The 24,399-nt window shown below is 36.2% G+C and carries 36 protein-coding genes, 1 tRNA gene and 1 pseudogene; 25 read left to right on the plus strand and 13 right to left on the minus strand.

The genetic code is table 11. The features are described from left to right. The first annotated feature begins 1 nt into the window (after position 1). From FF105_RS01630 to FF105_RS01660, 7 genes are all read left to right on the plus strand, one after another. A complete protein-coding gene (locus tag FF105_RS01630) occupies positions 2-1,240 on the plus strand; it encodes a PTS sugar transporter subunit IIC (RefSeq protein ID WP_010279914.1) in 1,239 nt (412 codons plus the stop codon). A gap of 45 nt (positions 1,241-1,285) precedes the next feature. Beyond that, positions 1,286-1,356: transfer RNA gene (locus FF105_RS01635), tRNA-Ala, on the plus strand. Between the two features lie 394 nt (positions 1,357-1,750). After that, positions 1,751-2,131, plus strand: coding sequence for a hypothetical protein (locus FF105_RS01640; protein ID WP_080519201.1), 381 nt, complete (start codon positions 1,751-1,753; stop codon positions 2,129-2,131). Between the two features lie 38 nt (positions 2,132-2,169). Continuing rightward, positions 2,170-2,469, plus strand: coding sequence for a DUF3892 domain-containing protein (locus tag FF105_RS01645; RefSeq protein WP_004910753.1), 300 nt, complete (start codon positions 2,170-2,172; stop codon positions 2,467-2,469). A gap of 1,561 nt (positions 2,470-4,030) precedes the next feature. Beyond that, positions 4,031-4,240, plus strand: a complete 210-nt coding sequence (locus tag FF105_RS01650) for a hypothetical protein (RefSeq protein ID WP_290046187.1) — start codon at positions 4,031-4,033, stop codon at positions 4,238-4,240. 190 nt (positions 4,241-4,430) lie between these two features. Beyond that, positions 4,431-4,748, plus strand: a complete 318-nt coding sequence (locus FF105_RS01655) for a hypothetical protein (protein WP_290046188.1) — start codon at positions 4,431-4,433, stop codon at positions 4,746-4,748. A 202-nt stretch (positions 4,749-4,950) separates the two neighbouring features. After that, the gene (locus FF105_RS01660; RefSeq protein ID WP_290046191.1) at positions 4,951-5,520 is read left to right on the plus strand and encodes a pyridoxamine 5'-phosphate oxidase family protein; all 570 of its coding nucleotides are present in this window, start codon (positions 4,951-4,953) and stop codon (positions 5,518-5,520) included. 75 nt (positions 5,521-5,595) lie between these two features. Here the strand turns inward: FF105_RS01660 and FF105_RS11650 are convergent. From FF105_RS11650 to FF105_RS01725, 12 genes and pseudogenes are all read right to left on the minus strand, one after another. After that, a pseudogene (locus FF105_RS11650) lies at positions 5,596-6,131 on the minus strand (5-formyltetrahydrofolate cyclo-ligase). Between the two features lie 27 nt (positions 6,132-6,158). Then, on the minus strand, positions 6,159-6,731 hold the full coding sequence (locus FF105_RS01675; protein WP_290046196.1) for a uracil-DNA glycosylase family protein: 573 nt from the start codon (positions 6,729-6,731) through the stop codon (positions 6,159-6,161). Positions 6,732-7,407: 676 nt separating this feature from the next. Next, a complete protein-coding gene (locus FF105_RS01680) occupies positions 7,408-8,097 on the minus strand; it encodes a serine hydrolase (RefSeq protein WP_290046197.1) in 690 nt (229 codons plus the stop codon). Positions 8,098-8,676: 579 nt separating this feature from the next. Continuing rightward, complete coding sequence (locus FF105_RS01685) at positions 8,677-9,336, minus strand: GIY-YIG nuclease family protein (protein ID WP_290046198.1); 660 nt, start codon at positions 9,334-9,336, stop codon at positions 8,677-8,679. 335 nt (positions 9,337-9,671) lie between these two features. Continuing rightward, positions 9,672-10,190, minus strand: coding sequence for a DNA topology modulation protein (locus FF105_RS01690; protein ID WP_290046200.1), 519 nt, complete (start codon positions 10,188-10,190; stop codon positions 9,672-9,674). A gap of 54 nt (positions 10,191-10,244) precedes the next feature. Then, a complete protein-coding gene (locus FF105_RS01695) occupies positions 10,245-10,367 on the minus strand; it encodes a hypothetical protein (protein WP_277873501.1) in 123 nt (40 codons plus the stop codon). A 10-nt stretch (positions 10,368-10,377) separates the two neighbouring features. After that, positions 10,378-10,614 (minus strand): hypothetical protein, encoded by a 237-nt coding sequence (locus FF105_RS01700; RefSeq protein ID WP_290046205.1) that lies wholly within the window; start codon positions 10,612-10,614, stop codon positions 10,378-10,380. Between the two features lie 30 nt (positions 10,615-10,644). Further along, on the minus strand, positions 10,645-11,160 hold the full coding sequence (locus FF105_RS01705; protein WP_290046208.1) for a hypothetical protein: 516 nt from the start codon (positions 11,158-11,160) through the stop codon (positions 10,645-10,647). A gap of 180 nt (positions 11,161-11,340) precedes the next feature. After that, positions 11,341-11,760, minus strand: a complete 420-nt coding sequence (locus tag FF105_RS01710) for a hypothetical protein (protein ID WP_290046210.1) — start codon at positions 11,758-11,760, stop codon at positions 11,341-11,343. Further along, on the minus strand, positions 11,750-12,193 hold the full coding sequence (locus tag FF105_RS01715; protein ID WP_290046212.1) for a hypothetical protein: 444 nt from the start codon (positions 12,191-12,193) through the stop codon (positions 11,750-11,752). The genes FF105_RS01710 and FF105_RS01715 overlap by 11 nt, the downstream gene beginning before the upstream one ends. Positions 12,194-12,207: 14 nt before the next feature. Continuing rightward, positions 12,208-12,639, minus strand: a complete 432-nt coding sequence (locus FF105_RS01720) for a hypothetical protein (protein WP_290046213.1) — start codon at positions 12,637-12,639, stop codon at positions 12,208-12,210. Further along, entirely contained in the window at positions 12,640-13,011 is a 372-nt protein-coding gene (locus FF105_RS01725; protein ID WP_290046214.1) for a helix-turn-helix domain-containing protein, read from the minus strand. 275 nt (positions 13,012-13,286) lie between these two features. Here FF105_RS01725 and FF105_RS01730 point away from each other — a divergent pair, with 275 nt between their 5' ends. From FF105_RS01730 to FF105_RS01795, 14 genes are all read left to right on the plus strand, one after another. After that, complete coding sequence (locus FF105_RS01730) at positions 13,287-13,553, plus strand: hypothetical protein (RefSeq protein WP_290046216.1); 267 nt, start codon at positions 13,287-13,289, stop codon at positions 13,551-13,553. After that, the gene (locus FF105_RS01735) at positions 13,550-13,813 is read left to right on the plus strand and encodes a hypothetical protein (protein WP_290046218.1); all 264 of its coding nucleotides are present in this window, start codon (positions 13,550-13,552) and stop codon (positions 13,811-13,813) included. Before FF105_RS01730 ends, FF105_RS01735 begins: the two co-directional genes overlap by 4 nt. A gap of 106 nt (positions 13,814-13,919) precedes the next feature. Next, entirely contained in the window at positions 13,920-14,081 is a 162-nt protein-coding gene (locus tag FF105_RS01740) for a serine/threonine protein kinase (RefSeq protein WP_290046220.1), read from the plus strand. Position 14,082: 1 nt separating this feature from the next. After that, positions 14,083-14,301: a hypothetical protein gene (locus FF105_RS01745; protein WP_290046222.1), complete on the plus strand. Its 219-nt coding sequence runs from the start codon at positions 14,083-14,085 to the stop codon at positions 14,299-14,301. Between the two features lie 15 nt (positions 14,302-14,316). Continuing rightward, positions 14,317-14,595, plus strand: a complete 279-nt coding sequence (locus FF105_RS01750) for a hypothetical protein (protein ID WP_290046224.1) — start codon at positions 14,317-14,319, stop codon at positions 14,593-14,595. Then, positions 14,592-14,912, plus strand: coding sequence for a MarR family transcriptional regulator (locus FF105_RS01755; protein ID WP_147651967.1), 321 nt, complete (start codon positions 14,592-14,594; stop codon positions 14,910-14,912). Before FF105_RS01750 ends, FF105_RS01755 begins: the two co-directional genes overlap by 4 nt. A 2-nt stretch (positions 14,913-14,914) precedes the next feature. Beyond that, positions 14,915-15,151, plus strand: coding sequence for a hypothetical protein (locus FF105_RS01760; RefSeq protein WP_290046227.1), 237 nt, complete (start codon positions 14,915-14,917; stop codon positions 15,149-15,151). Further along, complete coding sequence (locus FF105_RS01765) at positions 15,148-15,330, plus strand: hypothetical protein (protein ID WP_290046228.1); 183 nt, start codon at positions 15,148-15,150, stop codon at positions 15,328-15,330. The genes FF105_RS01760 and FF105_RS01765 overlap by 4 nt, the downstream gene beginning before the upstream one ends. Positions 15,331-15,332: 2 nt before the next feature. Continuing rightward, positions 15,333-16,151, plus strand: a complete 819-nt coding sequence (locus FF105_RS01770; protein ID WP_290046230.1) for a bifunctional DNA primase/polymerase — start codon at positions 15,333-15,335, stop codon at positions 16,149-16,151. Then, the gene (locus tag FF105_RS01775; RefSeq protein WP_290046232.1) at positions 16,138-17,565 is read left to right on the plus strand and encodes a phage/plasmid primase, P4 family; all 1,428 of its coding nucleotides are present in this window, start codon (positions 16,138-16,140) and stop codon (positions 17,563-17,565) included. The genes FF105_RS01770 and FF105_RS01775 overlap by 14 nt, the downstream gene beginning before the upstream one ends. Before the next feature lie 339 nt (positions 17,566-17,904). Next, entirely contained in the window at positions 17,905-18,276 is a 372-nt protein-coding gene (locus tag FF105_RS01780; protein WP_290046234.1) for a hypothetical protein, read from the plus strand. 135 nt (positions 18,277-18,411) lie between these two features. Continuing rightward, complete coding sequence (locus tag FF105_RS01785) at positions 18,412-18,798, plus strand: hypothetical protein (protein WP_290046236.1); 387 nt, start codon at positions 18,412-18,414, stop codon at positions 18,796-18,798. Continuing rightward, positions 18,799-18,999, plus strand: a complete 201-nt coding sequence (locus tag FF105_RS01790) for a hypothetical protein (protein WP_290046237.1) — start codon at positions 18,799-18,801, stop codon at positions 18,997-18,999. Positions 19,000-19,120: 121 nt separating this feature from the next. Continuing rightward, positions 19,121-20,242, plus strand: a complete 1,122-nt coding sequence (locus tag FF105_RS01795; protein WP_290046238.1) for a tyrosine-type recombinase/integrase — start codon at positions 19,121-19,123, stop codon at positions 20,240-20,242. Positions 20,243-20,442: 200 nt separating this feature from the next. Here the strand turns inward: FF105_RS01795 and FF105_RS01800 are convergent, their stop codons facing one another. Next, on the minus strand, positions 20,443-21,285 hold the full coding sequence (locus tag FF105_RS01800) for a VOC family protein (protein ID WP_290046240.1): 843 nt from the start codon (positions 21,283-21,285) through the stop codon (positions 20,443-20,445). Between the two features lie 396 nt (positions 21,286-21,681). Between FF105_RS01800 and FF105_RS01805 the strand changes: the two genes are divergently transcribed. The 4 genes from FF105_RS01805 (at position 21,682) to yhbY (ending at position 24,389) form a co-directional block, all read left to right on the plus strand. Further along, entirely contained in the window at positions 21,682-22,332 is a 651-nt protein-coding gene (locus tag FF105_RS01805; RefSeq protein WP_031941040.1) for a peptidoglycan-binding protein, read from the plus strand. A 74-nt stretch (positions 22,333-22,406) separates the two neighbouring features. Next, the gene (locus FF105_RS01810; protein WP_031941039.1) at positions 22,407-22,943 is read left to right on the plus strand and encodes a YqeG family HAD IIIA-type phosphatase; all 537 of its coding nucleotides are present in this window, start codon (positions 22,407-22,409) and stop codon (positions 22,941-22,943) included. After that, positions 22,933-24,078 (plus strand): ribosome biogenesis GTPase YqeH, encoded by a 1,146-nt coding sequence (gene yqeH, locus FF105_RS01815; protein WP_290046242.1) that lies wholly within the window; start codon positions 22,933-22,935, stop codon positions 24,076-24,078. The genes FF105_RS01810 and yqeH overlap by 11 nt, the downstream gene beginning before the upstream one ends. Next, a complete protein-coding gene (gene yhbY / locus FF105_RS01820) occupies positions 24,078-24,389 on the plus strand; it encodes a ribosome assembly RNA-binding protein YhbY (RefSeq protein ID WP_010279900.1) in 312 nt (103 codons plus the stop codon). The genes yqeH and yhbY overlap by 1 nt, the downstream gene beginning before the upstream one ends. Positions 24,390-24,399: the final 10 nt, after the last annotated feature.

Below are 24,399 nucleotides of genomic sequence, written 5' to 3' on the forward strand. Positions count from 1 at the left end.
TATGACTATCAAAGCAGACGGCCAGAAATGGTCATCGAAAGCGTCGCAGGAAGTTCGGAATGAAGCTTATGCACGCAAAGCCAAAGAAAATGCGCCCGTAGCATTTAGCGGCCAAACAAATTTACATTTAAAGGATTTTTTCTTTAAAGTACTATCTGGATCAGCCCAAGGAATTTTGATTGGTGTTTTGCCATCAGCTGTGATGAAGTACATTATTCAGTATTCAGGTTTAGGGACAACTGCTTTTGGTGCTAACTTGAGTGCTATTCTAACTTTGTTTACATCGTTGATTCCGTTCTTAATTGGTATGGCTGTTGCTTTACAATTTAAGATGAAGAGCTTGGATGTTGGTGTTGTGGCTATTGCAACGGCGGTGGCATCTGGCTCAATCAAGTGGGCAGTTGCACCAGCAGGGTTTGTTAATCCAGTCACTGGCTTGAAATCGGTTGCACCGGCAAACGTATACATCGCCAGTGGTGCTGGTGATGTTATCAATGCTATGATTGTGTCTGCGATTGCTGTTTTTGTGACATGGTTGGTAGCCCGCTATTTGAAAGGATTTGGTTCAGTTGCCATCATTTTGAGCCCAATTATTGTTGGTGGTGGTGTTGGATTAATTGGAAAATCAATTGCACCATACGTTGGTGATATTACGACTTGGATTGGTAACTTGGTTGAAACATTTACCAAGTTAGCCCCAATCCCAATGGCGATGTTAATTGCAATGGCGTTCGCCATTATCATCATCACACCTGTGTCAACTGTTGGTATTGCCTTGGCAATTAGTTTGTCTGGTATTGGTTCTGGTGCCGCTGCAATGGGAGTTGTTGCTACGACTATTGTCTTGCTAATTAATTCTTGGAAGGTGAACAAGCCTGGTGTGACGGTTGCAATTGCTTTGGGTGCTATGAAAGGTATGATGCCTTCTGTATTTGCTAAGCCTGTGACAATGTTGCCATTCTTATTGACAGCGGCAATTTCAGGTATTCCAGTAGCGCTATTTAATATTCAAGGCACACCAACAACCGCTGGATTTGGTTACATTGGTTTGGTTTCACCAATTCAATCAATGGTTAAAGATGCTGCAGTGCCATCATCAGTGATGAATAACTTTATCAATCCGTTTGTGGCAATTATTGCATGGTTGGTCATTCCAGTGATTGCAGGGTTCATTGCACAATTTGTCTTCAGTAAGTTATTGAAATTATATACACCTATGGATTTCCAACAAGATTTATAATTTACAATAAAAAAATACAATGGTTTAGCAAAGCCATTGTATTTTGGGGCTATAGTATAGAGGGAGTACGGCTGGTTCGCAATCAGCAAACACGGGTTCGATTCCCGTTAGCTCCAATTAACATTTCATGGCGTTGCATAAGGTTTCAAAAACCTTGATGTAGCGCCTTTTCTTATGAAAAACGTTGCACTGTATTTCATAGCATTTCACACAGAATGGGAAACTTTTAGGGAAACATTTTAAATACGCAAGTAGGCGGTGTAACGGCGTTGGAGCCGTTTTTTGGTGCAAATAATTGCCAACAATGTACAAATTATATTTATCCCAATGAGTATAAGCCGATTTTTATATCCATGCATTGGCCTTTTTATAAATACCTGTATCTAAATTATGGGTAGTATATTCTAATAAAAAAGCATATAAGTAATCAAGGTCAGAGTGGCGCATTTTAGTCGCTCACACTTGATGTCTTAATAAGTGTATACTTGCCTAAAACAGGAGATTGTACTTATGGTTACAGTTGGAGAAGCTTACAGAGTAATTAATAATTTTGAAAACTCAACAAACAAGTTACCGTACTTTAGTGATAAGCAAAATTTTCACATTGGCAATAACTATATTATTTATGAAGATCAACAAATACACTGGTTAGAATGGTTAAAAACCAAAGATGAGGATAGCGACTTTAAAGATGTATATAATCATATTCGCTGCGCACCAATGCTATGTTATTTGGCAGACTCATTAAATTTTATTACTTATCCAGTCGTAAATGAAATTAGAGCTATGAAAGGTGTTAATAATAAAAATGCATCTCAAGAGGCTGGTACGTTTAGAAAAAAAATAACGTACGATATGATTAAGGTACCTTTAATTAAACTTGTGAAGTGATTGAGCTAGTTAAACATGTCAAAGGAGTAGTAGAAAAAATGACTAAATATTATATTTACAAGGTTCATTATACTGATAATCATGACCAGTTTGATGAGGTTGAAGTTTTTCGTACTATTGATGGTCAAAAGTTCTCAATAAAGACAACTACCAAAATTAAAAGGGATGCCATGATTGAGAAAATGATGGCCGGAGTTATATTTGAGACAATTCATCAAAAATTTGGTTCTACTAAATGGTATCGTGGCAAAGAAATTATCATTGATGATGATAGTTATATCAAAACGGAAAGCAGTGTGAAAAAGTCTGATAATTTAGGTAGACTGCCAGAATACTGATAATGAATAAGGTTCGGAATAGACACTAAAATTTAAATTTGTAGAGAAGTGATATCAAAAAGGCTGAATTATTTTGTTAAAATGCACGTCGTTCCACATGGCTAGATGTTTGATTTGCTTTAATAGCGTAACTAGGTTATGCTTAGTTCAAACACGAGATGTGTTTTACCCCAAATGGGTTTTTCTAATTCTTTCTGTGAGTTGTGTGCTCATTACAGCAGTTAATCCTTTATAAACAAAATCATTGCCCTTTGGGGCTTTTTATTTGCTTTAGTGTTGGATATAGTCTATGCTTGGTCAAACACTTAAAGTGTTTTTCCCTAGCGAGATAATATTAAATCGCACACATTGTTGAAATACAAAATCCCTTTTTACACCTCTTTATAGCTCTAATGTCCCCGCTGGGGCTTTTTTATTGCTATATTTATTGAAAACACGTATGCTTAGTGAAGACACCGGTGGTGTCGAAGATCCGATGAATAGAAGTTTGATCTCCAAATAATCATAAGATAATTTTTTGTAAGACATTTCTATTCATCGGATCTTTTTATTTGCTATTTCTGTTATTGTGACGTAGTATACAGAGCGTAGGACGTAACCGGAAAGCGTCTTGCACGTTCTTTGATGTAGAGCACACCCATTAGATAGGTGTGTTTTTATTTTATAAGTACAATAGCCAGTGCAATGTTTGCTGTCGCCCAAGACCATTTCATATGTATTCTGCTCGGTTAGTTATTTTTTTAGATGCTTCTAATTTCAAAATAGTTTATAAAATTTCAAAATAATTTTTAGCGCTATTAGCTTTTTATATCGCTTTTAGATTTAGTAACAGTGGTTTCGATTTAACCCTGATAAACTTGACTGTATCAAGCTGCAGTCTATTATACATATAAAATAGCTATTGTTTACAATGTGTGCTATACTAGTTTTATTGAACGAAACGGAGATTTTGCTCAATAGTCTAGCAGTATACTTGTTTAATTAGTTAGTAATTTTAGTTGCATATGTGATATTTGTTGATTGGTACAGAGAGACCGTTAATAACTTAAGTATTATACTTGTTTATTTAATTAATGATTTTAGTTTTAGGATGTATATAAGTTTTTATCAAGAAGCCTGTTAGGCTTTTTTTGTTTGTTTCAAAGTAGCTAAGTTAGTAGAAAATTTTTGTGATTTTTCTTTGCCGCTTATTTTCAAATGGTCAGATATTTTATTTCTAACAATGGTTCTATTTTTTCAATTAAAAAGCATAAAAACATTTTATCTTTGTAGATGTTCAAGACAGAATATTAAAATTAGGAAAGGCTGGGTACATCCATAAATGTCGTAATCGATATATAATTAATGAAAATTAATTTTCAGCATATCAGTAGAAAAAGGCCCATGAAAATTTATACGAAATATAGTGTATATATGCAGTATAATATTCAAAGAATACTAACTAATTAGAGAGGTAACTGTGACAAATACATGTACTAATAGAGCGATAATCCAACGTTGTTTTTTGGGGATGATAGACTGATAACGTTCAAATAAGTATAGGCACGAGAATACGGTATTTGTGCAAGAAATTAAACGACTGCTGAATGAGTTCTGTAAACAACTAAAACCGGAGCTTAAAGATATGTGTGTCAGCAAGTACAAATACAACAAACCTATTATACAGTTCTACAATGTGGTTGCTCCCACTGATTACAGCATGGCATTGAGTAAACAACTCAATCAGATTGTGAGCCAGATAGAACGCCCAAAAGAGCGTTTATACGCATGATACATTATTGAATGTCTTTATACTGAGAATGGTTTGAAGAAGCTTATATGATGTTGCAGGGGGGCTATGGGTTTGGAAAAAGGAAAACGTAGTATAGCTGGAACTTTAAATACAATTCCCAAAATAAAACATTTGAAGAGTCCCAAAAAATAACTTTTGATAGTGACAAAATTAAAAACGAGGTGTGATTATGGCAGATACTATAGATAAGATGTTGAGAGATTATTTTTCAGGTAGATTGAAGCTAATGGCAGAAGTTGATCCAGGATACAAGAAAGATATTGCTAACATTCGTTTTTGTTTGTCAGTTATCAAGCCAGAGCACAGAGGTGTCATCAAACGATATTACAGTGATAAGTTTATAACCTGGGAAGAAGTTGTGAGTGAAGCAGGTAAGAGTCACTCAAGTTTAAGAACATGGCGCAACGACTTTAAAACGTTATTGAATGTGATGACACAACACGGGGATGAATTTATTAGGTTGAGACGTGAAGCATTACAAGCATAGTGTTTTTTGTTTGCTATGTTTTTGAAGTATAACGCTCGCTATCACAGAGTGTTATAGCAAGCATGTATTTATCAAGTGATAAGTAGCCAGTAGGTTATTTAAAGGTATATAATTGAAATATACTTAATGGGAGTTTTTGTTCATGTACGCAAAACGCTTTATACAGCTATTTATTATATTTCTTGTAACGATTTTTTTCTCCATGATTTTTGTAGTTTACTTTAATATTAAAGGCTATGTATCGCAGTCGCTTGTGTTATCCTTAGTTGGTTACATCATTTTAGTAATTCCGTTAACAATACTAACATTGCTTAAACAGCGAAAGAAATTTAGTCACGATTCAGAAATAGGTACAAGCAATAATGTATTTCAGAATTCTTTAAACGTCTTGGATAATATTATTGTTCTCTCAACTATTTCATCGAAGAACGTTTCTAATTCGAGTATCATAACGTTTAAGCAATCTAATTCTGACGAAAATGTTTTCTACTGTGTTACAAAAAAAGACAGCACACGCGTCAAAAATATTAGATTCAACAACCAAGTATCCATAGCTACTTGGTTTGATAAACAGACCGGATCTAGGATGAGTTCGAACTCCGTTGTTGCTGAAATTATCGAGAACAAAGCGATGAATGATGAAGTCATTCAGCATCCAGAAATTAAAAAGCTATCTGATGATTTTAGTAATAATGTTATTATTAGGCTGAGAATGAATTCTGCTTTGGTGGAATCATTTCAGTCTAGCCCTGTTGTCGTTAATTTTGCTTAGTCTAATCGATTTATTAAAATTAAAAAATGCTTTCTCTTAATATATCGAGAGAAAGCATTTTTGTGTATTTGTTGGTTAAGTTAGCATATTTTTTACTGGCATATCCCACTGGTTACGCGAAAAATTGTCAATTAATTGTGGTGGTAACACTAATGAAATTGTGTCTCCATTATATTCAGATAATACACGATCGAAAAATCCCGCGCCATACCCCACTCGATAATTATCTATTGTAAAAGCGACCCCTGGAACAATCATTAAGTCAATCTCGTTTAAGCTGTGTGCAAAATTTACTTCCTGATTAGGTTCTAAAATACCAAACTTAGATCTACTTAATTTATTTTTACTATAATCGAACCAAAGTAAATCTTTTTTTGAGACTCTGGGAATGAACACTTTTTACCAACATTGATAGTCATATCTATTATTGGTTGAGTGTTAAGTTCGTTTTCCATGCTCATTGTCACTGCCACAGTCGAAGCATCTTGCCATAACTGACAATTAAATAGTTGTGTGTATAGTCTAGTCTCGTGTTTGAGCTTATCATCTGGTTTATAAGAGTTTAAATTCTCCAAAATATATGTTCTGATTTCTTGTTTTTCTGACAACATAAATTAATACCTCGTACAATTCAAAAATTATTCTGACAGTATCTTAGCAACAATCTTTTTTAAGTTTGGGACAACTTCTTTTTCAAACCATCTATTTTTCTTAAGCCATATATTATTTCTGGGAGAGGGATGAACAATAGGAAAATAATTAGGAAGATAGTTCTGGTAATTTTTAATAACATCAGTTATTTTGTCTGAACCTCTAAGATTTAGATAATATTTTTGAGAATAAGAGCCAACTAGAATAATTAACTTTACGTCAGACATTTTGTTCAATAAGCGAGGATGCCACTTATCTGCAATACCTTTTCGAGGTGGTAAATCACCAGATTTAGACTTGCCAGGGTAATAAAAATCCATTGGTATAACACCAATCATTCCCGAATTATAAAATACATCCTTATCAACGCCTAGCCATTCACGTAGGCGATCACCTGAAGCATCATTCCACATAATTCCGGTATTTTGAACTCGTAAACCTGGTGCTTGACCGATTATGACAATTCTAGCATTTGTGGGTGCATTGTAAATTGGTTTTAATCCATGCTGAGTGAAATTTTTGTTGGCAGGATCCTGTTCGATTTCTTCAAAAATACTCATGTTTTTTCTCCCCTGGTTTTCTAATGGTCCAATTCAATTATAAACCTGTGGTAATGGGATTGAAAAATTAGTGTAGTTCAGAACAGGAATTAGTCTACTTTTTGCACTAGAAAGATTAATACATGACTTGTGTCTAAACTGATTCTCAGTTTAACTCGGATTATTCAATTAAACATTAGATGTTTATCATCCCCCCGCCCTTGGTGCCAGATTGTAGAGCACACACATACCGTTGCCTTATAAAAATGTTGAATTTTGAAAAGTTTTTTTATAGGGGGGGTTATCCAACAAACGTTGATATAAAGGCTTTTATAAATTTTAGTACAAAACACAGGAATACTGATATATCAACGTTTATAGCTTGCAAGTTTCTAAAACGGGCATAGTTTATCACTACTGCCACAAGGGGTTAGCACGCTTTCCATCCAAACTAACGTAAAAAGTACCCTCTAAACCCACCCTAGTTTTTGTAGTTAGGGTTACTTTAGCTACCACTTTTAAGCCTATTTTTGAGTCAAGAACCCTGTAATGTTGCTAGATTAACCTTGTCAAGACCCCTCTATAAAAAATAATCGAAAATTGTTGTTTCGACACAAGACGAGCCCTATGTGTGCGCTCTCCCAGATAGCAAATAGGGGCGGGGGCAGTAAAGTATTTGTTAATGTATGAAGTTTTTTTAATCAGCATTTAGTGCTTTGGCAGTAGCGGAGGATAACTTTTCAACTAAATCAATACCATCTGACTCTGTCACGTTTTCATTTGTTAAAATAGCAATGGTGTAATTACTGTTGCTAGTCTCAATGTGGCCAATAGAGTTAATAATCCATCCATTGCCATACTCCAGCCATCCGTTTTTCAATTCTATTGTTGCATTATCGGCAACACCACTACTAATACCCCAAAACTGGTCAGATTCAACATTAGACATTAAACCTAACACATAATTGCGATCAGTACCCTCTAAGTTTGATTTTGTACCATAAGCCAAAGAATTTAATAATTTAAGTTGGTCTCGTGATGAGGTAGTAGTCAATCCCCACGATGACGAATTCATTATGCTGTCATTCATATTTAATTCGTCAAAAAGTGTATCAGGTGCTGTATATCCACCCTCATAACTATTTAATAATGTTGTCGTAGAGTCATTATCTGAGTTTTCAATTATCTGTTGAGCTAAAGTCAATTCAGTAGATGAAAGGGAAGTACCATTTTTTTCATGTTGACGTAGTAAGTTTGCCAATATACCGACTTTGACGATACTGGCTGTGTAATAAGTAGCAGATTTGTTATTAGTATAGAATGTGGTTTGTTTAGTTTTGTGGTTATAAACAGCAATACTTACGTTTGAGCTTTGGCCAGTCAACATGTCTTTCCAATTTTTCTTTAGAGAAGAGTCCGATGGATGTATTATTGTTTTAGACAACGACACGATTGAAGATGTAGTTGATTTTAAACTATCTTGACTATTTTTTTCAAATATAAAAACGCTAAATGTGCACACTGAAAGAACCACAATAAAAAATATAATGGTTTTTAGCGTGATTCTCTTGCTTTTGTAATGTTTCATAATAATGATTATACATATATATATTAAATTAAAATGCGATTTTTCCGGTTTTTGATGTACCTTTTCATTCTGTCATTGTCATCCCCGTATCGGTAAGGAAGACAGAACATGTGTATTTGTTTCAAAACAAGCGAGATAGCGTGTGAATTTGGGTTTGATGTATTGATGAGTGCATTTATATCAAACAGACAGTAAACGCTTAAAATGGCTCTCACAGCTTATTAAAATACATAACAAAAGGCACGGACTAGATAATATAAGTTCGTGCCTTTTTGGTTTATACGGTTATTTAATTTAGGGGATGATATACAATAATTTAATGTTAAAAAATAGAGTCATAAAGAAAAACATTGAGCACGACAATCTGATAGAAATTACTTAAAATTCTGAATTCACAACGGGTTTCATGTCTTTCAATAGAATTTTATTGTATGAGAACCAAGCAAATCCGTTTCTATCTTTTCCAGACTGTTCTTCAGGTAGTTTATGGTAAAAGTCATAACAACATATTGCAGCACGTGAAAGAGAATGTTTGTGTCCGCAACGACATAATACTTGGTTTTTGCTGTCAATCACAGTAACCTCTATTTTAGGATCATCTTTTAACTTTAATTTTGCACCCACGGGAATGGATAAATAATGAAAACTTCTATTAGGACGTTGTCCTGTTTTGCGTACGACATTTGGCTTGTAAATTCCAGTTATTCTCGCATTGTATTCATTCGGTTTGACATATTCAGCATGAGGGTCATTAAACAATAATAAATCAAAAACACTTTTAACTTGATTAAAGTTCGCTTTAAAGTACTCTTTTGACAAACTGTCGCGTTTATCAGCAAGGGACTTATGCAATAGTCTTTCAGCTTTTTTAAAGTTCGTTATTTTTAGAGCAAATAGTAGCAATGTAGGCTTACTATCTGGAATACCCGTGTTATTAAATTGCTTTAGCCTGTTGTCAAGATTGGTAGTTTGACCAATTTTGATGTAGCCCGGAAATGATTTGTTTTCAAGGGCGTATACGTAACCAATATCTGTCATAGCAAGAAATACTTTCCAAACTTTTTAACGTGAACGCTTGGCACGTATGTACGCACTCTGTGAGTGCTTATTTAGTAAATCTGCACATCAAATACTCAATGCCACTAAATACAGTCAATAGAGTAAATAAAAATGCCATTGATCCACTTGCTGATACTTCACTTTTAGATATGGTTAGAGAGAAACTTATGTCAAACCCTGTTTTGTAAACGGTATAGATTGCTAATAAGGCAAACAACAATGTGATAATCAGCCAAAGCGTAGTTTTTTTCATGAATATACATCCCCAATAAAGCTTTTAACGTGGTTCTGCACGTATACTTTGTGAGTGCCTTTTATTCTTGAACAGATTTTAAGAAATCACTTATTTGTCTATTGTTTTTTAAAACCACAACATTTTTGGTATGTTTAACATCAGCAAGCATTTTGATTATTTCAGGTTTTCGTTTTTTGCTGAACGTCCATATCCAACGCACAAACTCAAAGTCAATTTTTTCAGGGCAGTTATCGTGCATGTCTGGTCGAGATTGTCCCTTATAGTGAATGTACCTTTTAAACACGTTATACAGACACAGTACTTTACTACGATCTATAAAAACAATGGTGTCGGCTTTGGCTACTCGCATATCAAGCGTGGCGCTATAATTACCGTCTATAATCCATTGGTCTTTATCTAAAACATTGGAAATGACATGACGTTGTTCATCTTTACTGCTCATTTCCCAGTTATCATGCCATAAAAGGGCGTCTAAGTGGAAAACGGGAACGTCAATTTTGTGACTAAGTTTTCTAGCTAAGGTTGATTTACCAGAGCCACCACAGCCTATAATCATAATTTTATTGTATGTGGTCATCTGAAGTACCTTTAAAATGCTATTTTTAATACGAATGTGGTTATGAGAGATAAATTATTTCATGCTGTTCCACAACAACCAGAGTATTCCAATAATTAGTAGAACAAAGACAACCGACATCATGACACCACCCCAAAACATCGGGATAGTCGCAGTAATAAAGTTTAAATATGTCATTTTACACTCCTTAATTATTTTGAGTTTTAAAATCAAAATCAACTTTTCGTGTGACACCGTCAATTTCTATTGGTGTAATACTGTATTTATAGTTTGTTTCGTTTAAATACATAGCCAACATCCAAGCGTCGTAGTTATGTTGTAAAACGTCTACTGATATGACTGTATATGGTTTCTTTTCATAAAAAGAGAAATTATTAACTCTCAAACCAGCATTTTGAATGGCTGTTTTTAATTCATCTATCATATTTGAAATTGCATCCTTTTGAGCTATTTATCAGGCAGTGTGATCATTTTCGGGAAAATCATCCAGCAGTGGATATTTTGCCTTTAGCAAATCAAACATATTGAATATAAGTGGTTTTGCTACAAAAAAGAAAACAGGAACAGCAACGAAAAATGTTTTAATCCAATTACCAACGTAACCAATCAAAAAGTGGGGATACAGCGCATGATGAATGATTGTGAACCATACCATCATTATGGATACGTTAAACCATATAACCAGTAACGGTATGCTAACCTGAACAGGGACATTTATTTTAATGATGTTGGGAAAGTAATTATGTAACTTTAGAACGATTGGTAATGTTACAAACGTTCGTAGACAATATATAAATACGACGATTAATGGGTATACAATCAGTATGCGCAAAAACATTTTTTCAGAGAAGCCATAGCGAATAACTGTATTATAACTTGCCATGATAGCTACCATAGTGCATATAAGAGTCCAGACAGGTGTATCTGGATGATGTAGTAATTGATTGAAAAAATGTTTTTGGAGTTTCATATATTTTCCTCGATTGTTTTTTAATGTCATCCCCGCCCATAGTTTGAACAGGAAAGCGTGTCACAGAGTAGGCTCCCTCGTTAAAATAATCAGTTATAATTTTATTATTCAACATCTATTAAAATCAGCAATTACTGTAATTTTTTACGTTTATTTTTCTCTATACGAATGAACAATTAATTAACTATTTGAATAATTACCAGAATTTAAAGGCTTTACGGGATCTCCTAATTTGATTGGTGAGGGTTCTAGAGTCTCGTCTAATGGGGTTATCTGAGAATAGTCTACATTAAGGGGTGTAGGTTGTTGAATGCCAATTAGGGCAGTATTGACTCCAGAAAATTGATTTGCTATACCACCGACCAAGTGAGGTTCTGTTGAAGCTATTGACATGTTTTCAAATACATTTCTTACGATTATTGTTCCTTTGTTAACATCTAGATAACCCAAGCTTTCCCCCGAATCTGGATCAAGTATTTCCTCCCCATGCCTGTCAAATATAATGAATTTATCGCCTTTACTTACATCTTGTTTTTGGCCAGCAGATATAATAAATTCATGGTCACTAATAATTTTTACAATCTTGATGTTATTTTTCATGGTTATATTCTCCTAGTTTTAATAGACTATCAGCAAGAGGGGCTAATTTTTCTGTTTCATCTTTGCTTATTAGTATTCCGATCACATTACCTAATGAATCTGCCCTATGGGAAATGGTTTTAATAGATTCATTTTTGTCATCAATAGTGTTATATAATGCGGTTTGGTTTTGATGTAGCTGATCAATTTCATCTCGTAATTGCTTAATTTCTTTTAGTAGTTGTTCATTTTCACTTTTGGTTTGGTTAATAGTGGTTTTAAGATTATTGTTTTCTTTTTGTGCTTGTATCCAGTTTATAAAAAAATTTATACTTACAAGAATAGAGATAGATACAACGAAAATCAATATGCCTAAAACTATTGATATACTGGTTACCTGGGTTACAATCCAAACAATGAAGGCGGATATAAGAGAATATATTATGGTTTTCATTTCATCTATTTCCCTTATACATTCTTTCGCACAGCACTCTCAAGCGACATAGGTATACCAAAGTATGCCATAAAGTCATAGAGTTTGTTACATCTATCTGTATTCTCATCAAAGTAGAAATCAGCTAACATTTTAAACGCATAGGCATTAGCACTAACCTCAGCATCATTTTTTGCTAAGGGAGAGAATGCATAGGTTTTGTGTTGCTCGCCATTCAAAATGTGTTGTAATTCATGAAACTTTCTAAAAGGTAGTGAAAACTTTGTATTGAAGTTAGGATTAACAATAATCAAGTTATCAGACGGTAAAGCAACATCTGGATCATAGATAGACCCGTTCATTTCAGTAATCACAATTTTGTCATGGTTACTCCTGGCAACGTTATAGTCTTCTATCACGTCATTAAAATAATCTAACGGGGATGTATAGTCGAGGTATTCATACATTTATTTTCTTTCCTCACGCAACATCTTAACGAATGCAAGAATAGACTTTTTGTAGTCCTCTGAAAGCTCCTTACCCTCAAAAGACATGATTAATTCATCATCTGATAGTTCCACATGCTTTTTGCTGTCATCCCTAGTATTCACTTTACTATCAATAGTTTTAGTGGGTCTATCTGTCTTGCCTTGTAAATACTCTACTGTGGTATCTAAAGCGTCAGCAATCAGTGAGAGCATGGCATAAGATGGATTATTACGGTCAGTCTCGTAGTTAGCAATCGCCATACGAGAGGCATTAATTTTTTCAGCAAGTTCACTTTGAGTGAGCTTTTTTTGTTTGCGTAATTCTTTTATACGGTTAGCAGTTATAGACATAATAATTACCTTTAAGAATTTATTAAGAGCTTAGTAAAAAATAAAACTAAGTTAAGAAAGTATAAACTGTATTGTTTAGTAACTAATCATTGTTTATAGTTGATTTATCGAATGTTTATTAAATAAACAATTATTTTGTAACTGATTAGTATATACACATATCATACCAGACAATACAGGTCAATTAAAGGCAAATAAAGGCAAATAAAGACAAATAAAGACAAATAAGTGCAAGAGTGAACCACTATAAAAGCAACGAGATAGGAGAAATTATCATGACAGTATCAGACGCATTATTTAACGAAGCCCAGGTAATCAAGGACACTAACAGCACATTGGCAGAAATCCAAGAAACGTTAGCTCTCTCATTGGTTGATAGTTTAAAGGACGGCGACCATGTCACAACACCAACGGTCATTAAAATGTTGAAAGATTTGGAAGACATGCAACTTAAGTATTATGACCGTTTGGAAGATAACGAGAACACGCAAGGGGCGATAGAGAACCAAGAACAATCAGGGGATGAGGAAACAGCGGAATGAAGATACCAAGGTCAGAACAAGAAACAATCGTGATTTATGACGTTGAAGTAGGTAAGTGGCACATTGATACGACCTATCCACCACACATCAGAAAATACTTGCCTGCTATGGGAAAAATTGACGAAAAAACGCAAGACAGGTTAGCAGGTTGGATAAGTGATGAGTTTAGTGGCTCATTCATGACAAGAAGGCGTAAAACACTCACGGATGAACAACGCCAACGGGTAAGAGAGCAACTAAGAAAGAGGCAAGAACAATGAGTATCACAATTTGGTTAGGGCAAGTAGTTACGATCATTGTATTAGTGGGTGGCGCTTTTGTCGCTGGTATGGTGGTAGGCGACAACCACAAGGGAGGACGCAAGGCATGAACAATATATATGTGAAAACACTAGAGCGCATGTATAAACCATTGATTGACATTGCAAATAGTGACAGGTTAGCTAATAACGCACAGGCGCAATTTGAAATTATGCAAGCCTACGAGTTGTTAGATAAGGCAACCACACGATTGATTATTAGGGGATGATATGGCAGTTACTAATGATGACATTATGAACGAGTTACGAGCAGTTAAACACCAACATGTTTGGAAACGAGCCGAGAATGTGGCCAAGCACTTTGATGTTAGTTTAGGCACAGTCAAGATCTGGAAAAGGCGAGGACTGATAACAGGTTATAAACATGACAAGATAGTCATTTATGACGTGTTAGTGATTGAACGTGATTTGTTTCAAATAGAAAATTAGAAAGGAATGCAGAGCATGAAAAAGGGCATAAAAAAAGCACATCCCCGAGCGACCAAACTTACGGATGAGCCTAACCACAAACGCCCTATACATGGCTTTTGTTATACACATTTTAACATGGATAAGGATAAAAAACACACCTTCACGCTTAGCGTAGAAGAAATAAACCGTATCAATTTAAAAGCAGGTGAAACATTGCTGGTAATTGATAGTGAGACATCCACAGTAAAGCCAGCTAATGAAGAACACTTTCATGAATGGTTAAAAAGTTTACATTGGGGTGGTGAACAATGAAAGATGTGACACAGTTATCAGACATTGAACGTCAATTTCTAAGTGCTTTACCAGACGGCAGGGACAACGCAGTCACATTGTTAAAGCTATCTAGGACATTGCATATTGGCAAACACCAAGCGAGTGAAATTGTTGCAAGGTTACGTAATGCAGGCTATTTAGTTGGTAGTAGTAAGAGCAGACCAAATGGGGTGTATTTCATAATTACAGCGCAAGAGTTTTGGGAGACGGTCAACACAATCAAAAAGAGTATTCAAAGCCAACAGGCAACCTTAGACGCTTTGATGATCCATGAAGAAAGATTTACGAGGGAATAAACATGACAGAAATAAGTATTCACGGGTTTAATGTTAATGCAGTCACATCAAATAAGCCCAGAAAATATACGGCTACTGACTATCTTAAAAATCAACTTACCTTTTTGAAACGTTTGCGTTGTGAATTAGATGAGGAGATGGACAGCAACACCAAAATAGTGACAATGGTTGATATGCAAATTGTTAATATTGAAGCCCAGTATCACGAACTAACAGGTAAGGAGTGGGACGAAGAATGACACAATCACAACGAGTAGCGGTTAATCATGCTTTAGAAAGTGTGATGAGTGCTAAAAGCCTTGTAGATTTAGCGAGGTATCAAAAAGAGCCACAGAAACTCATGAGCATGTTGCTTAGAGTTGGGACTAACCTTGATGAAGTTGAGACACGTTTGCAGATACTCCAAGTCAGGGTGTGACAGTGGATAAGTGGGAACATATCAGACAATATCAACAGGCAGGCGCTTATGTATTCATGGCATTACCTAATCAAAAATTTAATGCGGTTGAGGGTGGATTTAATAACAGCTTTGATGATTACAACGATTTAAGACAGTGGCTACAACAATATCCAGCATATCGTTTTGGAAATGTTGGGATAGACCTATCAAAGAGTAATCTAGTTGTCGTTGATATTGATAAGCATGAGCAGAATGGGATGGCTAGTATCTTGGCATGGTTTAAAACACATCATATTGCACCTGATACATTGCAAGATACGTATGTAGAACAAACACCAACAGGCGGATTACATGCTTTCTATCTCATCCCTAGCGGACAAGACAAACCAAAACATGTGATTAATGCGATTAAAGGCGTGGACGTTTTGAGCAATACAGCAGTTATGACAGCACCATCCACAATGACAGGCGGGCAATATCGACAAATTACTACTTTTGACAAAATTAAGCCCGTACCAACGTGGGTATATGACTTAGCAAATGGTTTGGGTACTGATAGACCTAGTCATACTTACAAGGCAAAATATAGCCTTGCGGACAGATGGAAAATGACAATTAATGGCTTTGAGACTGGAGAACGGAACAATCAAGCCATGAGTTTAGCGGGTTATCTATTTGCCATTGATGTGACACCACAAGATATTTATGACATCATGCAAGCAATCAATGAACGCAGTAACGAACCATTACCAGACCATGAACTTAATACCGTGTATATGAGTGCCAGAAGACGTGAGGAGAAAAAACGAGCAAGGATGAATGACTATGGCAGAGATTGACACAACAGCATTACTAACAAGGCAGACTATCCCTGATTGGTTAAACACAAATGATAACGGGGATGTGAAAGGCATTGACACTTTGAAATTGAGTGAAGCAATCATCAAAGATAGTCCCGTCATTGGTGTCCCTTTCAACGGTAGCATTAGATACTACAAATACAATGGTATCTCATGGGAAAACCTAACCGAGAAATCAGCAAGGGCTTATATTGAACGTGAAGCATTGGAAAAGTTGAAACGATACCATGCTTACAATGTAAAACGCATGCAAGATGTGAGCAAAACAACGCTTATTCAAACGATTAGTGAACATAACCCGTTTGAAGACCAACGCACCGACATTATCGCCTTTAAAAATGGTACTTATGAGATTGAGACAGGTAATATGACACCTAATAAACAATCACATTATCTAGTCAACGGTCATGATATTGAGATTAACAAAGAAGGTCAGGCGCCTAACATTGAAGCATGGGGCAGTTATTTATTTGGTAACTCATGGCAATTTATCAAAGAGCTACTAGGCTATGCTTTCATCCCCGAGTATAAGACTTTTAATACCATTGCAATCATTGTGGATGAAATGGGTGGGACTGGTAAGAGTTATTTCTTTGATACAATCGTCTTCCCACTACTAGGGACTAAAAACATTGTGGCCAAAGATATGGACACAATCGCAGGCAGTAACGGCAAGAGTGCACGGTTTGGACTAATCGGATTATTTGAGAAGTTGAGTAACATTCATTTAGATCTACCAGATACCCGTATTGAAGTACCCGACACATTAAGAAGTCTATCGGGTGGGGACAGAATAGATGTTGAAGCCAAGAATGCAGACGCATTAAGTTTAAAATTCTATGCTTTGTTACTGTTTGGGGCAAACCAGACACCTAACATAGCGGTCAATGTAGCGTTATCACAACGTATCAAGATTGTACCCGTGACAGCACCAAGAGCTAGAGAGCGACCACAGGAACAAGCCAAGCGAGCGTTATTGTGGGATGAGAAACAAGCCGTTAAAGAAGTTGGCGCTTTTGCTTATAGTGTATTAACAGCTTATCAGCAAGCCAAGCAGCGGGGCAAGTTTTCAACCAGTGATGAGATTGAGACGGCAACAAGAGAATGGCTAGAACGTCAAGATTTAGTCACTACTTTTTTAAAGGATGTCACTAAAGAAGATGACAATTTATACAGCGGAGGTGTTACCAAAGACCAGACATGGAAATTGTTTCAAATATGGTTACAAGAAAATGCTATCAATTCAAAAATACAACGTAAGCAGTTTAACGACAAAATGGAGCAATTAGGCTATGTTTCAATCAGAACCAGACAACATCAGTCATCAGAGGAAACAGTCAACCCTGTTTGGAGTTGGGATGGTTTAGATTTAGACCCGTATTTTAATGAATAAAGGCAATTTGTGCCACAAAAACAGGGGTTAAACCTATGGTGTGAGTGAGTTTTGTCTCAAAATGTGCCTTTTCAGTGTCATGCCTAAAACGTGAAATACGTTGCGCCACAAGGGTTACAGGTCTTGTGTCAATAGTGTCATTACTTTTCTATAAAAAAATAAATATATACATATAGGTGTGTAGTATAGAAAAAACATGACACATTTGGCACAAAGAGACAAAGTAGCTTTATATCAACGTTTTTTAGGGGTTTAAAGCATAAAATTCATGACACAAAACAGTCCTATTTTTTGACACAACCCACAGAATTAGCAGAAAACAACCGAAAAGGGGATGAAATGAATTATATAGTTGGCTTTATATTTATAGCATTAATTGGTTATATCTTTGAACAACATAGACGTATTCATTATTTAGTAAAGCGAAATATTGAGCAAGAAAATTTAAAAGTGATCCAAGACCACCAGTATGACACATTAAAGCATTTGACTAATATGTTAGACAACACGTTAAAGGCTTTAGGGTATGATTATCGACAATTTGATAAAAATAATTTTGTTAAGCATGAACTCACACCAGAGCAAATACAACGGTTATGGAAAAGTCAGCAACGAGAGATTAAACAATCAGATCATGAAGTGACACAGTTTGATGTTGAATTGAAGAAAGGCGGATTGTATGCTTGGTGGCATAGTTTTAGGGATAGATAGACAAAAACAGACATAAATAAACGGACATTTTTAGTAGCTTAAATACAATTTTTGCAACGGTTTAGCTTATGAACATTAAAATAAAGAGGTTGGCTTTTACTAGTAAGGAATGTTTTTATGAATATCAACGATTTAATGAGTAGGTTTCCACGACCAGCAAAAACCTATGCAGAAAAAGAAAGCACTATGTTGTATGTATATGTGTTTCATTTAGTCATGGATGAGTTGATCAGACGAAAGGTAACTAATCGTAGAGCTATCAATTATGTTTTGGATTACACAACGCACGGCAATAAGACCAGAGCCTATCAAGAAACACACCCTATGGCGAGTAAACGAACAGCTAACGTCAACGCTAATAAATACCATAAGCGTTTTGATGTATATGTGGCACAGTCAATCAGTATGCACCTAGTGTACAAAGGCAGGTTAACGTTAGCAATGGCTATTAAATACATCAATGTACACGGCATTGATCGATACGTGAATAAATTGATACTTGAGGTGTGGAAAGGAGAATAGATGACAACAAGTAATAATCATCCCCAACAATGGCCACAGTGGATGAACCGCAGTAAAGCACATCAATACATCAGTGTTGCGGACAATACTTTTATCAAACGATACGTGAAAACAGGTAAGGTAAAAGCTTATCCCACAGAGCATGGCACGAGATACAATCGTGATGAAATTGATGAAGCTGTGAGACATTATTATGATTAACAATGTTTAAGAAAGTGTTAAGCTTAAAAACAACATCATAACAGTGTGAAATAATGAAAGCGTGTGAACATGCTTTTTTATTTATCTTCAAACACTGCTTACTTGCTGGTAAGGATAAATTATGAAAGTACAACAAATAGAAACATCCAAAGGTAAAACATGGGAGGTAGACGGCTACCTAATCAATGGTGGTCAGAAAGTTAGAGTTAAAAAACGTGGCTTTGATAGTAAGCAGAGCGCTAGACAGTGGTTTAATAATGAGAGTGTAGTGTTTGAGAATGGCGAAAGTCGATACAATAAAAAAACAACTCCCGACATAATGACTGTCAAAGAGTTGTATGATATGTGGTTAGAAACTTATCAGCATACCGTTGAAGAGAGTACACTTAATAAAACAATGAATGTATTTGACGTGCATGTCATCCCCAAATGGGGGAATACATTGGTATCAGATATTAAACCACTTGATTTACAGCTTTATATTAACACAATGCAGGGCAAGATATTGCATTATCGTAAGATAACAGGCTATTTTAGGCGATTATTAAACATCGCAGTCAGAATGGATATGATAGCTGTGGATCCATTTACTAAAATTGAAATGCCACGAGAGCGCAGGCAACTCAATAAGCCCAAGCAATTCATGGATGTGGACGAGTTCAAAGCGTTTATAGATGTTCTGGATAATCAATATAGCCAGATAAACCAACAGGCATATACATTGCTTAGATTAGGCGCTTTCACGGGGATGAGAACCGAGGAATTACTGGCTTTGCAGTGGCAACATGTTGATTTTGATAATGGCTATATAATGATTGTTCAAGCGTTAGGACGTGGTTTAAATGGTAGCACATACATCAAAGAACCAAAGAGTGTCACAAGCAGGAGAACATTAAAGATTGATAGTAATATGTTGTCCATATTAGCTAGTTGGTATGATTCTACCTCATATAATAGGAAGAAAGACTTTGTTTTTAGTTATCAAGGACGGACATTACAGGTCATGAGACCAAATAAGTGGTTGCATGATGTCAGTGATAAATACCATGTTGCGGTTGGTTTATCCATGCATAAGCTAAGGCATACGTGGGCGACATTAGCGCTTGACCAGGGAGCTACGGTTAAACAGGTACAGACTTATTTGGGACATGCAGATGTATCAATGACTTTAGATGTTTATAGTGATATAACCAAGCGTGCCAGTGATGACACGGGTAATATCTTAGCAAAGTTGGGAATTTAGGGAAACAAAGTGGTAAAAACCGCCATGAGTGTTGATATGACAGGTGTGTAGTAACTCCCGTTAGCTCCAATTAAATTAGGCTGCTTTACCGTTATTGTCGGTAAGCAGCTTTTTTGATTGTCAAACATTGATTCGATTGAAATCCAATACTGTAGTATTAATCTTGCCAAACATAAAAAAAGCAATGGCACTGCTTGGTTTCACATCTGGTTGGCATAGTCTTCATTAATCAATAATCGGCTACCAAAAGGATCTACCAAACAAATCTGACTTGATTGCGTTGAGTGATTTTGGTCGTGGAGTGAATGTTGTAATATTGTAAAAAGTTGTTTGTCAACTAAAATTGTCCAATCGACTAAACCATTTTCATCAGAGCGCCGTCGTGCCACGTTGGGTCCAAACCATGTATTATAGGCGTGGTGATGATGGTAGGCATTGTGAGCGTAAAAGTGTGCGCTCTCCGTTATTTTTGCAGTTAATGACATTTTTAACATAGTGATAAAAAACGCATCGCCTTTATGAACACTATCTCCCACGAAGTGTAGGTGGCCGATCGTCATACCAACAGGAAATCCCGACCAATCGGCTTGCTTAGTCTGTAATAGGCTTAAGACATCTACTGCTTTCGTACCCATTTTGACGAACCCTTGGTCCCATTCCCACAGTTCTGTCGGTCGATCGTGATAGAGTTCAATGCCGTTGCCATTGGGATCATTTAAATAGAATGCTTCACTGACATCGTGGTCTCCCGTGCCTAACGGATATTCGGACAAAATTAACCGTTCTATCAAACTTGCTAAACTCGCTTTATCTGGGAAAAGCAACGCAAAATGATACAATCCTTGTCGTTGCTTTAATGGCTTACGTCCAGTAAATGTTAAGGTTAGGAAAGGCTGATCTTGATTAGTGAAGGCATAAGAAAACTGATTTTTCGCTTTCTTTCGTTCGACAAGTCCTAACATGTCACGATAAAAGCTACGCATATTTTGTTCATCATCTGCCAACAGGGTGATGTGGGCAATTTTATAATTTACGTTAAACATACAATCTCCTACCACTTACTATTTATTAGTATAATAATATAACTAGTTAATTTTGTCTAGGTTTTAAGAGATTTAACCATTAATCTACGAATAAATAAAAAATTAAATCAGGGCTTGACGGAAATAAAATGACTGTTATAATAATATTGTAAGCGTTTTCATGTGTGATTCGTTTATAGTCTGATACCGTACAATCAGATTACTCCTTAAACAGCACAACACTGTGCAAATAGATCAACAATGAGACTGACAAATTCATTGTTGATTTTTTATTTTAATAATAATTGTTATTTTTCCTTATATAGTATACAAATTATTGTTAAATTGTTTATTATGTATTTTTGGTCTACGTTTTTGTTAATTTTCGTAACGCCCATGTAACATAAACAAGGCACAATGGAAGACATGATAAAGAGAATATTGATTGCAAGCGCTACAATGACGGGAGTTGCATTGGGTGCATTGGGAACACAACTACAAACAGAAAATCAGCCAACTGATGCTGCAAGTCTTGACCAAAAAGTCGACGTCAAAGCAGTTGACGCGGCTGCTGAATCATTGGCTGATGTTAAGATGATTTCATTGCCTAAGGCACAAGTGCCAAAGCCTTCAGAAAAAGTTGACGACAAGACTAAAGATCAGCCAGTGGCTACATCTGAAACAGCAACGGCTCAAAGTGACGCTAATCAGGCACCAACAGTAACTGAGGTTAGCACTAATGCTAATACAAACAACACGGATAATGTTTCATCAGTCGCTAATAGTCAAGCCACAGTGACAGCGGTATCGCAACCCGCTACGCCAGCAGTATCCGCCGACATTCAGTGGTTGATTCAACGCGAAAGTGGTGGCAATCCAAATGCTCAAAACGGTCCATATTATGGTATTGGTCAATTAACTGAAGCATATTACGCGCAATATGTTCCTGGTCAAGATTACCGTGGTAATTACGCTGTTCAGTTAGAAGCTATGCAAAAATACATTGCCGCTCGATATGGTTCAGTAGCTAATGCAATTGCACATTGGCAAGCCAATAATTGGTATTAATAAACGTGTAACCCGTCTTACGGGTTTTTTTGTTATAATAGATAAAGAAACAAACGAGATGAAAGATGGATACGATGCGCTTAGAACACTTTACACCGACATATATGGTCGAACGAATATATGATTTAACAGTCGATGATTTGAAGGCGCATGGAATTAAAACAGTGCTCGCAGATTTAGACAATACATTGCTGGCATGGAACAATCCTGAGGGTACGCCCGAATTACGTCAATGGTTACAGGACCTACGTGATGGCGGTATTGAACTAATTGTAGTATCAAACAATACGACAAAACGAGTGGCTAAAGCAGTTGCACCATTGAACGTCAATTTTGTTTCATGGTCGCTAAAGCCATTGCCGCGTGGCATACTACACATACTAAGAACTCATCATCTTAAGCGCGATGAAGTAATTATGGTTGGCGATCAAATGCTAACTGACGTTTGGGCTGCACACAGTGCTGGCATTAGAAGTGTTTTAGTTCAACGTCTAATCGAGTCGGATATGTGGCAAACATGGCTTAATCGCAGTATTGAAAAGTACATTAAGAAAATTGTCTTTAAAGCACATCCATATTTAAAATGGGAGAAAACATTACGTGACAACTGAAATCACTGACGACTACGTTCAAACACAATTAAATGAAGGCTTACGCTGTATTGGCTGTGGAGCTTTAATGCAAATTACTAGCCCAGAAAAAGCTGGATATTTGCCATTAAGCGCCTTAAAAAAATCCATTGATAGCGATGCGCTTTTCTGTCAGCGCTGTTTTAGGCTACGTCATTATAACGAAATTCAACCAGTCGAATTAACTGACGATGACTTCGCCAGATTATTGCATCAAATTTCTGAGACAAAAGCGTTGATTGTCTATGTAGTGGATTTATTTGATGTGACTGGGTCTGAAATTGCTGGGTTGCCACGTTTTGTAGGTGACAACAACCCTATTTTAGTGGTGGGAAATAAAGTAGATTTGCTTCCTAAGCTATTGAAGCAGAATCGACTAAAACAATGGTTGCAGGCAATGCTTAAAACTCAAGGGATTAAACCAGCTGATATTTTTTTGACTTCTGCTGCGCATCCTAAAAATTTAGATGAATTACTTGAATGCATTGACCAATTGAGACACGATCGTGATGTTTACGTAGTGGGTGTGACTAATGTTGGTAAATCAACACTGATCAATCAAATTATCAAGTCACGGACTGGTGTTCAGGATTTGATAACAACTTCACGTTTTCCAGGGACCACATTGGACCGCATTGAAATTCCGTTAGCAGATGGTCATCAATTAATTGACACACCAGGCATTATCAAACGTGAGCAAATGGCACATGTTATTGCTGATAAAGATTTAAAGTATGCGTTGCCGAAGAAAGAAATCAAGCCACGTACTTATCAGCTCAATCCGGAACAAACGCTGTTCTTAGGTGGATTGGCTAGGTTTGATTTTCTGAGTGGGGAACGTACGGCTGTCACGGCTTATTTTGAAAATAATTTAAATATCCACCGCACTAAATTAAATGGCGCAGATGAATTTTATAATCGACATGTTGGTGAATTACTAGCACCAGCGCCACTGAATTTGACGACTTCACCACTTGTCAAACGTGAATTCAATATCATCGAAAAAAGTGATCTCGTTTTTGCTGGATTAGGTTGGATTACCTTGCCAGCGGGCATTAAAGTTGCCGGATGGGTACCAGAGGGCGTTGACGTTCTAATTAGAAAGGCTATGATTTAATGACACTTACAGGAAAACAAAAGCGTTTCTTACGCTCACAAGCAAACACTTTATCGCCAATTTTTTCGGTCGGTAAAAATGGTTTGACGACAACTTGGCTAGAGGAATTAGTGATGGCGATTGCAAAGCGTGAACTAATTAAGATTAGTTTGCAACAAGGATCTGAGGAAACGGTTGATTCAGTTGCCGACTATATCGAGACGCACTCAGATATTTCAGTTGTTCAAACGATTGGCCGGACAATTGTCTTATATTTACCAGCAGTAGAAGAGAAATATCAGAAAGTTTCAGTTGCTTTAGAAAAAATCTAAGGGTGTCAAT

The sequence above is a fragment of the Leuconostoc sp. UCMA20149 genome (assembly GCF_030400235.1).
Taxonomy (GTDB): domain Bacteria; phylum Bacillota; class Bacilli; order Lactobacillales; family Lactobacillaceae; genus Leuconostoc; species Leuconostoc pseudomesenteroides.

Bases quoted from the DNA above. Each gene is read 5' to 3' on its own strand.
- FF105_RS01630 (WP_010279914.1), top strand. From the start codon at position 2: ATGACTATCAAAGCAGACGGCCAGAAATGGTCATCGAAAGCGTCGCAG.
- FF105_RS01640 (WP_080519201.1), top strand. From the start codon at position 1,751: ATGGTTACAGTTGGAGAAGCTTACAGAGTAATTAATAATTTTGAAAAC.
- FF105_RS01645 (WP_004910753.1), top strand. From the start codon at position 2,170: ATGACTAAATATTATATTTACAAGGTTCATTATACTGATAATCATGAC.
- FF105_RS01655 (WP_290046188.1), top strand. From the start codon at position 4,431: ATGGCAGATACTATAGATAAGATGTTGAGAGATTATTTTTCAGGTAGA.
- FF105_RS01660 (WP_290046191.1), top strand. From the start codon at position 4,951: ATGATTTTTGTAGTTTACTTTAATATTAAAGGCTATGTATCGCAGTCG.
- FF105_RS01675 (WP_290046196.1), bottom strand. From the start codon at position 6,731: ATGAGTATTTTTGAAGAAATCGAACAGGATCCTGCCAACAAAAATTTC.
- FF105_RS01680 (WP_290046197.1), bottom strand. From the start codon at position 8,097: ATGTTGACTGGCCAAAGCTCAAACGTAAGTATTGCTGTTTATAACCAC.
- FF105_RS01685 (WP_290046198.1), bottom strand. From the start codon at position 9,336: ATGACAGATATTGGTTACGTATACGCCCTTGAAAACAAATCATTTCCG.
- FF105_RS01690 (WP_290046200.1), bottom strand. From the start codon at position 10,190: ATGACCACATACAATAAAATTATGATTATAGGCTGTGGTGGCTCTGGT.
- FF105_RS01695 (WP_277873501.1), bottom strand. From the start codon at position 10,367: ATGACATATTTAAACTTTATTACTGCGACTATCCCGATGTTTTGGGGT.
- FF105_RS01700 (WP_290046205.1), bottom strand. From the start codon at position 10,614: ATGATAGATGAATTAAAAACAGCCATTCAAAATGCTGGTTTGAGAGTT.
- FF105_RS01705 (WP_290046208.1), bottom strand. From the start codon at position 11,160: ATGAAACTCCAAAAACATTTTTTCAATCAATTACTACATCATCCAGAT.
- FF105_RS01710 (WP_290046210.1), bottom strand. From the start codon at position 11,760: ATGAAAAATAACATCAAGATTGTAAAAATTATTAGTGACCATGAATTT.
- FF105_RS01715 (WP_290046212.1), bottom strand. From the start codon at position 12,193: ATGAAAACCATAATATATTCTCTTATATCCGCCTTCATTGTTTGGATT.
- FF105_RS01720 (WP_290046213.1), bottom strand. From the start codon at position 12,639: ATGTATGAATACCTCGACTATACATCCCCGTTAGATTATTTTAATGAC.
- FF105_RS01725 (WP_290046214.1), bottom strand. From the start codon at position 13,011: ATGTCTATAACTGCTAACCGTATAAAAGAATTACGCAAACAAAAAAAG.
- FF105_RS01730 (WP_290046216.1), top strand. From the start codon at position 13,287: ATGACAGTATCAGACGCATTATTTAACGAAGCCCAGGTAATCAAGGAC.
- FF105_RS01735 (WP_290046218.1), top strand. From the start codon at position 13,550: ATGAAGATACCAAGGTCAGAACAAGAAACAATCGTGATTTATGACGTT.
- FF105_RS01740 (WP_290046220.1), top strand. From the start codon at position 13,920: ATGAACAATATATATGTGAAAACACTAGAGCGCATGTATAAACCATTG.
- FF105_RS01745 (WP_290046222.1), top strand. From the start codon at position 14,083: ATGGCAGTTACTAATGATGACATTATGAACGAGTTACGAGCAGTTAAA.
- FF105_RS01750 (WP_290046224.1), top strand. From the start codon at position 14,317: ATGAAAAAGGGCATAAAAAAAGCACATCCCCGAGCGACCAAACTTACG.
- FF105_RS01755 (WP_147651967.1), top strand. From the start codon at position 14,592: ATGAAAGATGTGACACAGTTATCAGACATTGAACGTCAATTTCTAAGT.
- FF105_RS01760 (WP_290046227.1), top strand. From the start codon at position 14,915: ATGACAGAAATAAGTATTCACGGGTTTAATGTTAATGCAGTCACATCA.
- FF105_RS01765 (WP_290046228.1), top strand. From the start codon at position 15,148: ATGACACAATCACAACGAGTAGCGGTTAATCATGCTTTAGAAAGTGTG.
- FF105_RS01775 (WP_290046232.1), top strand. From the start codon at position 16,138: ATGGCAGAGATTGACACAACAGCATTACTAACAAGGCAGACTATCCCT.
- FF105_RS01780 (WP_290046234.1), top strand. From the start codon at position 17,905: ATGAATTATATAGTTGGCTTTATATTTATAGCATTAATTGGTTATATC.
- FF105_RS01785 (WP_290046236.1), top strand. From the start codon at position 18,412: ATGAGTAGGTTTCCACGACCAGCAAAAACCTATGCAGAAAAAGAAAGC.
- FF105_RS01790 (WP_290046237.1), top strand. From the start codon at position 18,799: ATGACAACAAGTAATAATCATCCCCAACAATGGCCACAGTGGATGAAC.
- FF105_RS01795 (WP_290046238.1), top strand. From the start codon at position 19,121: ATGAAAGTACAACAAATAGAAACATCCAAAGGTAAAACATGGGAGGTA.
- FF105_RS01800 (WP_290046240.1), bottom strand. From the start codon at position 21,285: ATGTTTAACGTAAATTATAAAATTGCCCACATCACCCTGTTGGCAGAT.
- FF105_RS01805 (WP_031941040.1), top strand. From the start codon at position 21,682: ATGGAAGACATGATAAAGAGAATATTGATTGCAAGCGCTACAATGACG.
- FF105_RS01810 (WP_031941039.1), top strand. From the start codon at position 22,407: ATGCGCTTAGAACACTTTACACCGACATATATGGTCGAACGAATATAT.
- yhbY (WP_010279900.1), top strand. From the start codon at position 24,078: ATGACACTTACAGGAAAACAAAAGCGTTTCTTACGCTCACAAGCAAAC.